We start from the raw sequence: 12,865 nt of genomic DNA on the forward strand, positions 1-12,865 counted from the left end.
TAATTCACTTGCTGTAACTTACCGCTCCCTGTTTATTTGTAAATTAATTGAGGCGACAACTATCCTGACACAGGGGGGTTAGTGTAGCGTGTAAAGTTTTAATGTATTAGCATCAACGCGTATGAGTTATGCTTATATTGTTTAAATACAGCATGTGAGTTATTTATTACAGGGCATCCAGTTGTTCACTTAATTCGATTAAACTACTGGCGGTTATGTCTGGTTCAATGCCCCACGGGTCAAATATTTTTTTACTGTCTCTTTTGATCCAAGCCGTATTCAGTCCGGCGGCTTTTGCACCAATCACATCCCATGGATTACTCGACACCATCCAACAATGATTGAGGTCAGATTGGGTGCGAGTCATTAAATAATGGTAAACGGCGGGGTTAGGTTTAAACGTCTTTAGGTCATCAACACTGATAACGTCATGGAGCTGCGGTAAAACGCCTGAATTTTGCATCAGTGTACGAACCGCAACTTCAGGTCCATTTGAAAAAGCGGCGAGGGTATGACCTTGATTGCGCAGTAATGCTAGCCCAGGAATGACATCATCAAAAGCCGTGAGTTGACTAAATTTAGCCAGTAAATCTTGTTGTTCGCTGTTTGACAGTGTGACGTTGAAAACAGATAAACAATATTGTAAAGCTTGTTGAGTACACACACCGAAATCTTCATATTGTTGCATTAAGCCACGACGAAATGCATATTCGACTTTTTTATCGTGCCACAATTGACCAAATGCTTGTGCCTTGTCGCCAATCAATTGCTGCAGATGCTGGCCCATATCCACTGGATCCACTAATGTGCCGTAAACATCAAATCCAATCATTTTATGCATGTTCATTGTTCCATTTGGGTTATGAGCCAAGTGCTTAAGCTCTTTATCATTTGATATACTTGCCAATAAGTTCTATCTGTAGCGAGTTAGCGTGCTCATAATGTGAGCCATGAGTTACTATAAACTAACTATATCATTCGTTCAATTACTATTTTGAACGAACGTTCCAAATGATGTGAGTTATTAAATGATATTAGCTTGCTCTGTAATATTGGCTCTCAAGGAAAACTTTGATGTAGAGTTAATTCATTGTATTATTTTGATAAAAATTATTGAAGGTAATGTTAAATGGAGTGTCCTCGTTGTAAGGGTATCTTTACCCGTAAAGCGCTTAAACAAGTCCGTAAAGGTAAACATGGGGTTGAAACACAGTGCCCTAAATGTGATCAATGGTTGATGTTCGAGCCTAAAATGATGATGACCAAAAATATTGGCTTATTCATTTTGTTGGTATTCAGTGTGGCTAACTTCTTCATCGACAACACTGATTATCGCTTAATATGCTCGTTTTTAGGTTTTGCGGGTGCTTGTATTGCTTTTTATGGCGTATTTAAAAGTAAGCTTATTGCAGCGCAGGAGTAATGGGTAATGAGTAATGAGTAATGAGTAATTTTAGCGATGGTGTGGAAAAATAGCGCTATATCTTGCAGGTGTAGATACAACTAAGTCGTTTGCTATGCTATAGCGTATTTAAAAGAGAGGTGATGCTGATTACCTCTCTAAAGCGATGTTGATTATTATCCCGAGCTGAGATTATGTAGATATCCCAAACTGTGATTATTTAGAATTTCTCATCATTTCGTGATGAGATTGAAACTCTTCAGTATCAATAAACTTATTGCGGTCCAAATCGATACGCTCAAACATTTCATCACAATCCGATGCGTTTTTTAATAGTCGCCCTTCAGATTGATGCAATGCTTGCCTGGCTTTTTGAAAGCGTTCAAATTCCTCTTCAGATATCAATTTGTCTTGATTAGTATCAAAATCGGAAAATGCAGGCATCTGAGACATTCTCATCATTCCATTTTCATTTCCAATAACATTAGCTGACATAAAAATAGTCAGACAAACGAGTAATACTGATAGAACATAGCTACTCATAATATTCTCCTTGTTAACTTTCCAATATTATTATACGCCTATTTACCCATGTGAAAAACAAGGTTATATAAAGTGTGCAAATTGATCATATTACTTTTTAGCAAACATAACGGTTCACTCATGACTATGTGGGAAAAAGCAATTGATTGAGGTTTAGCCAGTAATGAGACTATTGTGTTTGCTTACAAGAGGGTTAACTATCGCCTCAGAAATGTGCAGCGTTTAGGCAACCAGCGGTTATGGTTAACCCACTTGCTGCTTAATTAAAAAAAGCGGTTTAATTCGGTATTAATTCGGTATTAACTCGGGGGGAATTCGCTGTCAACTCGGGTTAGCTTGACGTTCATTAAAGGAGAAGGGCTAATTAAATAGGGAGACAATAACCTGACAATTTATTCGATAGTGTATTCGATCACATATTCGATAATTTGTCGGAATGTCTCCCTAGGTGTTCACATGAGTGAATAAACGATCGATTTAATACTCGTCGCTGTTTGCATCACTCATGCGCTCGCGTCTTTCTTGGGCTTCTTCAAATGCAGCGTTAATTTCTTCTAATACAGAATCGACGTCAGCCGCTGTTGTGTCTTCTTCAAATAAACCGGTCAATTGTGTTTCCGGCGTTAATTCACCTTGTTCGTACAAGGCCCACATTTCTTTAGCATATTTTGTTGCGGCTAATTCTGGGGCAAATTGAGAATAATAGTCTGTCATATTATTCACATCACGAAATAACATCGCTTTGGCATTATTGTTTGCTGATGCATCAACAGCTTGGGGCAGGTCAATGATAACCGGTCCATTCTGATCTACGAGCACGTTAAACTCTGATAAATCGCCATGAACAATACCTGCACATAACATTCGTACGACATAACCCATCATAACGTAATGCTGCGTTTGCGCTTGTTCAGCACTCATCTGAGTAACATCATTTAATCGAGGTGCAACATCACCATGAATATTGGTGATCAACTCCATCAATAGCACTCCATCAAAGCAGCCATAAGGCACTGGTACTCTAATTTTAGCGGCGGCGCATTTATATAACGCGTCGACCTCGGCATTCTGCCAAGCTTTTTCTTGTTCTTCACGACCGTATTTAGAACCTTTTTCCATGGCTCTACCACGACGACTGTTTTTGGTTTTTCGACCTTCTTGATATTGTGCTGCTTTTTTAAAACTGCGCTTAGTGGCTTCCTTATACACTTTGGCGCAGCGAATCGCATCGCCACATCTGATCATATAGACCGTAGCTTCTTTGCCACTCATGAGTTGGCTTATCACTTCATCGACGAGACCATCGTCAACCAGTGGTTGTAATCGTATAGGCGTTTTCATAGCGTCGTTATACCTTACTTGCGCGCTGGATGATATATCTAAGGAAATAATTTTTACTTGCTGATGGGCTACTGATTAAATGAGGCTCAATAGTACTGAATTTGTGCTTTGTAGACTCTTGTTTATTAGATGAAAATGCTGTAGCCATTCAGCTAAATATAGTCGATTCTGATCCTTTTACCGAAAGATATCGATGGGGTGAATGTTGAGTTATCACTAAAAAGAGCTGCCAAACGTGTTATATTAGCGGCCGTCATTTAGCGTAATGATATCAGTTGCGCCTATAGATTAAAAATATTGCTGATGGTACGCCTAAACTAACGTTAGGTATAAAGGCCATCATTTAACGCAGTATAATATCTTGTATTTAATGATGGAGAACTTCAGCAAGACTTAAGTTCTTCTTCAGTCAGTATTGAGTGATGAGTAGGATAATCTTTTTTGATTTAGTTATTATTTGATTCTTATCTGAATCGGCTATTATTTGAAGCGATTATTGTCGATAACTCATTGAATAGTGATTCCAAAATTTGGCATGGAAGTCATCATGCACGCCTATTTTTTTTAACATTTTAATAGAGTTTTTATGAAACGGACCTTACTTTTAACACTATTTGTTTTTTCTAACGCCGCAACCGCAGTTGAACCTTTATTTGAAACCCCCAAAGATATGCAACCAACATGGATTGATGACATTTTGTCGGTTTTTGGCGCGGATGGTGAATTCGATGATACTAAAGCTATTGATATGAGTTATTTACCTACGGCTTATTACACCCCAGAGAAAAAGTTTGGTGTGGGTTTACTTATGGTGGGGTTATACAAAACAGATAACGCATCAAGTGAACAACAGCCTTCATCATTGGTGTTGAATTCATTTGCTTCTGTGAACAATTCTTATGGCGTCACGGTAGAAAATATGACGTTTTTAAATCAAGGTAAACAGCGTTTGTTGCTTGACTTAGAACTGCATAATGAAGCTGCTGTTTATTATGGAATAGGGATTGAACAAGGCGACCAAGACCTTAATCATCATGAGTTCAAAGAACAACTGTATAGTTTTAAGCCGCGTTGGATGACCGAAGTTGCCAGTAACTATTTTATTGGTGTGGGTGCTGACTTTATTTATACCACGGCCGACAGCTTAGAATTAGTCGCAACAGAAGCTCCTGTGGATTCAAGTACGCTTCTGCCAGACAACTTTAGCTCAGGTGTTGTAGTAACCAGTATTTATGATTCAAGAGATTACCGTTTAAACGCAACAAAAGGCTGGTTATTTCAGGTTGATGCTGGATTATACCAAAATGACCAGTTCGATTCGTTTTCTACTTATAATATTGAATTAGCGAACTATATTGATTTAGGCTCGACACCGGGTTTAATCGCATGGCAAGTGCAAGGTCATCTAACCAGTGGCGATGTACCTTGGAATCTATTACCTGATCTTGGTGGCTCCGACGCGATGCGAGGTTACATTAGAGGCCGATATCGTGACGAGCAAATGATGATGGGGCAAGTTGAATATCGCTTACCAGTGTTCCAACGATATGGCATGGTATTTTGGGGCGCTGTTGGTAGTGTGGCACCTAAAGTGAGTGAGCTAACCGATACGCTATTAACGGCCTATGGCACAGGATTTCGATTCAAAATTAAAGACAATATTAATTTACGATTTGATGTAGGGGTCGGTGAAAATGAAACTAACTTCTACCTAAATGTGAATGAAGTCTTTTAAGGCGATACTATTGATGATGACAGTAATGTCGCGAGTGAAGCTTATGCTTATGATGACCGGGTGTCGTAACATCCGGATATCTGCGACAGCTTATGCTGTCGACTCGAGAATGATGATCATTGTGTGTTTGGTTAGTGGCTTATTGCAGAGTAATAGTGCCTTGGCCAGTGACATTCCACACAGTTGCCAGCGAAGCTTTAATTACGCTATTTATCTCAGTGGTCTACACACTGGTAAGATGAACCGTACTGAGAACTGGCAGGGTAAATCTGCTGTTATAACCTCAAAGAGTGAAGCCAGTATTCTAGGAATTGGCACTCAATATCAACAACGTACTGAGTTATCGTGGTCAAATAACCGCAATGAATGGCTAACCGATAGTTTTCATCAGCAGGTAACCGGTTTTCGCTCAAGAGACATGCAAGCCACTTTTTACAATAATGGCCTTGAGTCACGAGTGGATGTTGATGGCGATATTGAGAATTATACCTCAAGCCAAATACCATTAAGGGATGTAGACACCTTAGCCATTCAAATACGCGAAAACTTGCTCGGTGGCCGACGTCAATTTGCGTTAATTAGGCAAGCTTCAGATGCAATTGAACCTTATCAATTTTATGTAAAGGACGAATTAACCGCTACCATCGCGTCTTTGGGGGAGATACAACTTATTCCGGTGGAGCAAACCGGGGCCGAAGAGGTGACGTACTACTTTGCACCAAGTATGAATTATCAACTGGTGAAAGCCCATTATCATGGGATGATTTTGCAAGGTGTTATTGAGCTAGAACATTATGTTTCATCTTGCGATACCATAACGGAGAGCTAACCTTACCTCGTGATAAGCAGCAAGTTCAGTACCGTTTACTTCATTAGGCTTATTGACGCGTCAATGAGCCTAATTTTCACGGTATTATTGCCATAAATGGACACTATAGAGAATTGATTTACTCGTTATGGGCGGTGGCTGACTCATCACTATTTATGCTAGTTATTTTAGCATTAGCCATTATCTACTCTAGCCATAGCCATTATCTACACTAGCATTAGTCATTATTAGCACGAGTCAATAATGATTAAAGGATTAATCTCGATACCTTAATATTAGCCCCGCAAGATCATCAATAGACTTTTTCGTACAAGCTATCAAGTAACAATATCCCTGCGATAAGCTCGATGGCGTTAGTTGCTGACTAACATGATGAAATCGTGTCGTCTATGTTATATGATTTTGGCTGGTGAATATGACCCAAAATTTTTATCGAATAGGTATAATCTACTGCTGATGTTCCCATTGGAGATACCATGGCCAAGGTGATCAATAAAGCCATTTTTAGCAGTCGAATATTATCGATAAATCTGGTGACCTACCATACTCATCATCGTGTGATGACACATATCGATCCGGTACAACAAGGCCGCTATTACAAACTCAACTTTGTTCTTGTACAACCTAAAGTGGGCGGGGTGTTTCGTTGTGCCAAATGCATCATGAACTTATGGGGACGAGTATATTTATTTCGTCCAGATAAATATGAACACAGCGTGACTAAGATTGAGACTGGTAAACGTGTGTTGCTAAGTGTTGCTTTGAACATCTAGAAGGGTGTTAACGGGACGATAAGTTAACGTTCGTGGACAAGTTTAGGGTTAGCCTGTAATTGTTGGGTTAACGCAGTTGTTGGCTTATGAGTGTCATTGGTTGAAACATATTGACGTTTAGCCACCACTTGTACACCTTCAGTTGATAGTTTGAGGTTTAAATCACCCTCAGGTACACAACAACAGGGCAGACATTCATCTGGTTTCAGTTCTGCTAGTGGCTCGGAGAAGTATTTGACTTCTCCTGATATCACTGTGGTTTTACACGCGCCGCAAAATCCATTACGACACTCTGAAAACACTTTTACTTTTTTCGACTCAAGCGCTTCTAATAAGCTTGAATGTTGGCCGTCAAATAAAATAACCGGCTGTCCTTTCAAGCTCACGATAGGGGCTTTTTTGAAAAAATTTTTATAGGTCAAAATCTAAAAACTCGTCGCCATCAACAGAAGAATCAATTTGACCAACAAGATAAGATGATACTTCTACTTCTTGTGGGGCAACCTGTACTGCATCACTTTCTAACCAGTTTTTCATCCACGGTAGTGGGTTTGACTGTTCATCATAAGGTTGAGGTAAGTGAACTGACTTCATCCGTTGGTTAGTAATAAACTCAACGTACTGGCATAAAATCTGTTCATTTAAGCCAATCATCGAACCGTCTTTGAATAAGTACTTGGCCCATTCTTTTTCTTGTTCCGCCGCTTTAACAAATAAGTCATACGCTTCTTGCTTACACTCAGCAGCAATTTCTCCCATTTCTGGGTCGTCTTTACCACCCTGCATCAGGGCTAAAATGTGTTGTGTACTATTGAGGTGTAATGCTTCATCACGGGCAATTAAGCGAATAATTTTAGCATTACCTTCCATGACACGGCGCTCTGCAAAGGCAAACGAACAGGCAAAACTGACATAGAAGCGAATCGCTTCTAAGGCATTAACTGACATCATGCACAAATATAATGACTTTTTAAGAATACGTGAATTAACGGTGATTTCTTTACCGTTAATAATGTGCGTTCCTTCACCTAACAAGTTATTAATCTGGGTGAGGTTAATTAAGTCATCGTAATAAGCGGCAATATCACCGGCACGCTTTAAGATTTCGTCATTTTGTACAATATCGTCAAATACCACAGACGGGTTATTAACAATATTACGAATAATGTGGGTGTACGAACGCGAGTGAATGGTTTCAGAAAACGACCATGTTTCAATCCACGTTTCTAATTCTGGTAGCGATACCAAAGGCAAAAATGCCACATTCGGTGAACGGCCTTGAATTGAGTCGAGTAATGTTTGGTATTTTAGATTTGATAGGAAAATATGCTGTTCATGTTCAGGCAAATTACCGAAATCAATTTTGTCACGGCTGACATCAACTTCTTCTGGACGCCAGAAAAACGATAATTGCTTTTCAATTAGTTTTTCAAAGACTTCATATTTCTGTTGATCGTAGCGTGCCACATTAACCGATTGACCGAAAAACATAGGTTCTTTGGTAGAATCGTTAGGTGTTTGACAAAATGTTGAGTAAGCCATTATTTAGGTGTCCTGAAAACGCATTTTTCAAAAAGCGGGGAAGGCCCCCGCTAAATATACATAAAGTGATGATTAGATCTTACACGCACCGCCACCACAACCATCGTCTTCTTCTTCGACAGCAATAATGTCGTCAAACTGATCAGAAGCACCGTCACGAGTATTATGATAATACAATGTTTTAATGCCCAGTTTGTAGACGCTTAACAAGTCTTTTAACAATGTTTGCATCGGTACACGACCGCCTTCAAAACGGCTTGGGTCATAATTGGTGTTAGCCGAAATAGCTTGGTCGATAAACTTCTGCATTAACCCAACAAGTTGGATGTAACCATCGTTGTTTGGCATATTCCACAGCAGTTCATACTTATCTTTCAGTAATTCAAAATCAGGAACGACTTGCTTTAACTGACCATCTTTACTGGCTTTAACGCTAATTAAACCGCGTGGAGGCTCGATACCATTAGTCGCATTTGAAATTTGCGATGAGGTTTCAGACGGCATTAGCGCAGACAAGGTTGAGTTACGTAAACCGTACTGCTTAATGTCGCTACGTAAGCTTTCCCAGTCCATGTGCAATGGCTCGTCACAAATCTTGTCTAAATCACGCTTGTAGGTGTCGATAGGTAAAATACCTTTCGAATAAGTTGTCTCGTGGAATAACGGACATGCACCTTGCTCTTTTGCTAAGTTCATCGACGCTTTCAGTAAATAAAACTGAATCGCTTCAAAGGTTTTGTGAGTTAAGTTATTAGCTGAACCGTCTGAATACTTTTTACCGTTTTTAGCTAAATAGTTAGCAAAGTTAATCACCCCAATACCTAAGGTACGACGGTTCATTGAACTCGTTTGCGCGGCTTTAATTGGGTAGTCTTGGTAATCAAGTAAGTTATCTAGCGCACGAACAGCTAAATCAGCTAATGGTTCAAGCTCTGATAAATCTTTAATTGCGCCTAAGTTAAGTGCTGACAAGGTACACAACGCGATTTCACCGTCTGGATCATCGATGTTTTTAAGTGGCTTAGTCGGTAAAGCAATTTCTAAACATAAGTTAGATTGCTTAATTGGCGCAACTTTAGAGTCAAACGGGCTGTGAGTATTACAGTGATCGACGTTTTGAATATAGATACGGCCAGTCGAAGCACGTTCTTGCATCATCAATGAAAACAGTTCAACCGCTTTAATTTGTTTTTTGCGGACATTGCTGTCTTGTTCATACTGAAGGTATAAACGTTCAAACTCAACTTGGTCTTCAAAGAATGCATCGTAAAGACCAGGCACGTCTGATGGGCTGAATAGACTGATATATTCGCCTTTAATCAAACGTTGGTACATTAATTTGTTTAACTGTACACCGTAGTCAAGATGACGTACACGGTTGTCGTCAACACCACGGTTGTTTTTTAGTACTAATAGCGATTCAACTTCTAGATGCCATAAAGGATAGAACAGCGTTGCTGCACCTCCACGTACGCCGCCTTGAGAACAAGACTTCACCGCTGTTTGGAAATACTTATAAAATGGTAAACAACCGGTGTGGAATGCTTCGCCGCCACGAATAGGGCTACCAAGGGCACGAATACGACCCGCATTAATACCAATACCAGCACGTTGGCTAACGTATTTAACGATAGACGATGCAGTCGCATTGATTGAATCTAAGCTGTCATCACACTCAATCAATACACATGAGCTGAACTGACGTGTAGGGGTACGCACACCGGCCATGATTGGTGTCGGTAAAGAAATCTTAAACAGAGACGTCGCGTCATAGAAGTCTTTAATGTACTTCAAACGAATTTCTTTTGGGTAACGGGCAAACAAACATGCTGCGACTAATATGTATAAAAACTGGGCGCTTTCGTACACTTCATGGGTGACACGGTTTTGAACCAGGTATTTACCTTCAAGTTGTTTTACCGCGGCATAAGAGAAGTTCAAATCGCGCCAATGATCGATATAGGTGTCGAGTGTGTCTAATTCTTCACGGCTGTAGTCAGCCATGATATGCATGTCATATTTACCCAGTTCAACTAATTTGGTGACATGGTCATATAACGTTGGTGGTTCAAATTGACCAAACGCTTTTTTACGTAAGTGGAACACCGCTAAGCGGGCAGCCACAAATTGGTAGTCAGGTGACTCTGGAGAGATCAAGTCAGCCGCAGCTTTAATGATCGTTTCATGAATGGCTTCTGTTGGAATGCCATCAAAAAACTGCAGATGAGATCGAAGTTCTACTTCAGATACTGAGACGTTTTTTAATCCCTTGGCTGCCCAAGTGATTACGCGATGAATTTTATCTAAATCGATAGATTCACGTTCGCCACTGCGTTTAGTGACTGTCATATTGCTATTCATTGAAGAGAGGCCTTGGTTCTATATCTAATCATGTGATCTGTTGTTGGATGCAGTGCTGCTTGATTCGATCCGAACCAGTTACAAAACAATTCCATGTTAAAACAATCAACCTGATGTACTCACAACGTGGTAGTTAAACACCAGTACGTTCAGTTAGCCACTACATCCTTTGGAACGTCGTGGAGTAGTGTTTTGATTGTCAGCCACACACAAGATATGGTGTTATTTAAAATCTAAGATACAAGATAGTGAGGTTTGAGGTTTATTGCAAGCCACAATTTCATTAACTTCTTGTGGATAACTTGAGGATAAACGGCAGGGTTAGTGACAACTAACCCTAGAGCCCAAATTCATAAAGAGTTTTTGATAAATGATATTTTTTAATCCATCAAATGATAAAAATTTGATCGCTAAAATAAACAGCGATCAAAAAAAATGGACCGTTTATTGGTTGATCTTTTGTTGGTTTTGATCGGGTAGAAATTGATGACTGTTAACTGTACATTTAAGCTTAATAAGACCCGTTAAACTTCACTCATGCTTTGTTCATTTACCCAAAAATTAACCCGCTAAACCGATGCCGAACACTGTCATTAATCAGTGAAAAACTGTTTAAGTGAGGCTCCGTGTTGAAATTGTTTGCCTGCTGGCCATGTGTCAGGTTTATCTGTCGCAGATAAATAACCCCATAACGCAACGCCGCCTAACATACTGGCATTGTGGGCGGCGACTAAGTCACGTTCAGCGTCACCTAGATATAAGATACTTTGAGGAGCAATGGCAATTTGTTGTGCTGCTAACAGCATTGGTGCGGTATGAGGTTTAGAGTGACGAGTGCTATCACCACTGATCATGGTTTTCAATTTATGAGTTAAACCAAGCTTTTCCACTAATGGCCTGGCAAATCGAGCCGGCTTATTGGTCACTACGCCATAAGGAATCGATTGGGCATCAAATAAGGATAATAGTTCGGGTAAGCCAGCGAATAAACGGCTGTTGTCACCATTGATACGGGCATAATGCTGAAGTAGTGCTTGCTGGATGGTAATTTGTACTTGTTCATCGGCATCTGGAATGGCCGTTTTAACTAAATATAAGCTGCCATGTGATGCCGCATGGCGCATCAAGTCAAGCGGTTGGACGTTAAAACCGGCTTCATCCAAGCTGAGATTCAATGCCTGTACTAAATCTGGTGCGGTATCGGCTAAGGTACCGTCTAAATCGAACAGCACTCCTTTTATATCTTGTTTATGCAAGGGCTAGCTCCTAACGAGAGAAAATAACAATAGACAGTGCAAGCCCTTTATAGCGTTATTGGCACAACATAACGCTATTGTGGTGCATTCACATTGAAATGTTGAAAAGAATCACCTGGATGATTAATCAATTTTTTGAGTGGCTATCATATAATTTACATCGACACTTTTAGTGTACTTAAACACACCCGACAATGGATTGTAGGTAATTCCCAGCGCATCTTTACACAATAAGTCGGTGTTATCGACCAATGCCATCAGTTCCGATGGGCGAATAAACTTGCTGTGATCGTGAGTACCAACTGGCAGCATTTTTAATAAATACTCTGCGCCGATAATCGTCTTTAAATACGACATCATATTACGGTTTATGGTTGAGAAAAACACAAATCCATTAGGTTTAACCATGTCACAACAGGCTTGAATAACTGATTGGGGATCGGGTACATGTTCGAGCATTTCCATGCAAGTGACCACATCATAATATTCGCGGTGGTTATCGCGATGTGCTTCGGCTGTTGTTTTGAGGTAATTAACCGTAACACCAGACTCTAAAGCATGTAGTTTTGCCACTTCAAGTGGTGCGTTGCCCATATCAATACCGTCAACGTTAGCACCTAGGCGCGCCATACTTTCTGACAAAATACCGCCACCACAGCCAACATCAAGTACTTTTTTGTCAAAAATACCTTCAGCGGTTTGGTCAATGTAGTTTAAACGCAGTGGATTAAGTAAATGTAATGGCTTGAACTCGCCATTGAGATCCCACCACGTTTGCGCCATGGCTTCAAATTTTGCGATCTCGAGTGGATCAACATTGGGTGTCGATTGTTCAGCGTGTGACATAACGTAACCTAAGTGTGTAATAAAGTATGGTCGCTATTATAGCGATAACCTTTGCGAATAGTAGTCAACAATGGCTTTTGCCGTTTACGCTTGCTCATAAAATATCCATTTAAGCGAGGTAAATGGATGTTTTATGCTATCAACTGCTTAAATCATCAGCAAGTTAACGATAATTGTTGCTCAAATTTAGTCGTATATTAGCCAATGAATAAACTAAATTAGCTGAAAATATTAGCT

At 40.0% G+C, this 12,865-nt stretch carries 12 protein-coding genes; 4 read left to right on the plus strand and 8 right to left on the minus strand.

The annotated features are described in order from the left end of the window. Window positions 1–166: 166 nt before the first annotated feature. Complete coding sequence (locus AAEY99_RS15700) at window positions 167–841, minus strand: haloacid dehalogenase type II (protein ID WP_242445141.1); 675 nt, start codon at window positions 839–841, stop codon at window positions 167–169. 288 nt (window positions 842–1,129) lie between these two features. Between AAEY99_RS15700 and AAEY99_RS15705 the strand changes: the two genes are divergently transcribed. Then, window positions 1,130–1,423 (plus strand): hypothetical protein, encoded by a 294-nt coding sequence (locus AAEY99_RS15705; protein ID WP_351011133.1) that lies wholly within the window; start codon window positions 1,130–1,132, stop codon window positions 1,421–1,423. A gap of 195 nt (window positions 1,424–1,618) precedes the next feature. Here the strand turns inward: AAEY99_RS15705 and AAEY99_RS15710 are convergent, their stop codons facing one another. Together AAEY99_RS15710 and AAEY99_RS15715 are read right to left on the minus strand one after the other, a co-directional pair. Beyond that, window positions 1,619–1,945 carry an EF-hand domain-containing protein gene (locus tag AAEY99_RS15710; RefSeq protein WP_335692001.1) on the minus strand — a complete coding sequence of 109 codons (327 nt, stop codon included), beginning with the start codon at window positions 1,943–1,945 and terminating at the stop codon, window positions 1,619–1,621. A gap of 477 nt (window positions 1,946–2,422) precedes the next feature. After that, window positions 2,423–3,286: a PA4780 family RIO1-like protein kinase gene (locus AAEY99_RS15715; RefSeq protein ID WP_101087073.1), complete on the minus strand. Its 864-nt coding sequence runs from the start codon at window positions 3,284–3,286 to the stop codon at window positions 2,423–2,425. A 586-nt stretch (window positions 3,287–3,872) separates the two neighbouring features. Here AAEY99_RS15715 and AAEY99_RS15720 point away from each other — a divergent pair. The 3 genes from AAEY99_RS15720 to AAEY99_RS15730 all read left to right on the plus strand — a co-directional run bounded on the left by AAEY99_RS15720 (window position 3,873) and on the right by AAEY99_RS15730 (window position 6,623). Then, window positions 3,873–5,021 carry a BamA/TamA family outer membrane protein gene (locus tag AAEY99_RS15720; protein WP_101087074.1) on the plus strand — a complete coding sequence of 383 codons (1,149 nt, stop codon included), beginning with the start codon at window positions 3,873–3,875 and terminating at the stop codon, window positions 5,019–5,021. A gap of 16 nt (window positions 5,022–5,037) precedes the next feature. Next, window positions 5,038–5,850: a hypothetical protein gene (locus AAEY99_RS15725; protein ID WP_502959504.1), complete on the plus strand. Its 813-nt coding sequence runs from the start codon at window positions 5,038–5,040 to the stop codon at window positions 5,848–5,850. A gap of 476 nt (window positions 5,851–6,326) precedes the next feature. After that, window positions 6,327–6,623 (plus strand): hypothetical protein, encoded by a 297-nt coding sequence (locus AAEY99_RS15730; RefSeq protein ID WP_101087075.1) that lies wholly within the window; start codon window positions 6,327–6,329, stop codon window positions 6,621–6,623. Window positions 6,624–6,646: 23 nt separating this feature from the next. On the opposite strand, the gene yfaE is transcribed toward AAEY99_RS15730, so the two are convergent. From yfaE to ubiG, 5 genes are all read right to left on the minus strand, one after another. Continuing rightward, window positions 6,647–7,045, minus strand: a complete 399-nt coding sequence (yfaE, locus tag AAEY99_RS15735; protein WP_351011135.1) for a class I ribonucleotide reductase maintenance protein YfaE — start codon at window positions 7,043–7,045, stop codon at window positions 6,647–6,649. After that, window positions 7,035–8,165 (minus strand): class Ia ribonucleoside-diphosphate reductase subunit beta, encoded by a 1,131-nt coding sequence (nrdB, locus tag AAEY99_RS15740; RefSeq protein WP_101087077.1) that lies wholly within the window; start codon window positions 8,163–8,165, stop codon window positions 7,035–7,037. The genes yfaE and nrdB overlap by 11 nt, the downstream gene beginning before the upstream one ends. Before the next feature lie 72 nt (window positions 8,166–8,237). After that, window positions 8,238–10,526, minus strand: a complete 2,289-nt coding sequence (gene nrdA, locus AAEY99_RS15745; protein ID WP_101087078.1) for a class 1a ribonucleoside-diphosphate reductase subunit alpha — start codon at window positions 10,524–10,526, stop codon at window positions 8,238–8,240. 593 nt (window positions 10,527–11,119) lie between these two features. After that, entirely contained in the window at window positions 11,120–11,782 is a 663-nt protein-coding gene (locus AAEY99_RS15750; protein WP_101087079.1) for an HAD family hydrolase, read from the minus strand. A gap of 123 nt (window positions 11,783–11,905) precedes the next feature. Continuing rightward, window positions 11,906–12,628 carry a bifunctional 2-polyprenyl-6-hydroxyphenol methylase/3-demethylubiquinol 3-O-methyltransferase UbiG gene (gene ubiG / locus AAEY99_RS15755; protein WP_101087080.1) on the minus strand — a complete coding sequence of 241 codons (723 nt, stop codon included), beginning with the start codon at window positions 12,626–12,628 and terminating at the stop codon, window positions 11,906–11,908. Window positions 12,629–12,865 lie beyond the last annotated feature (237 nt).

Origin of the sequence: Shewanella sp. S1-58-MNA-CIBAN-0166 (genome assembly GCF_040310085.1) — a bacterium.
Classification (GTDB): Bacteria; Pseudomonadota; Gammaproteobacteria; order Enterobacterales; family Shewanellaceae; genus Shewanella.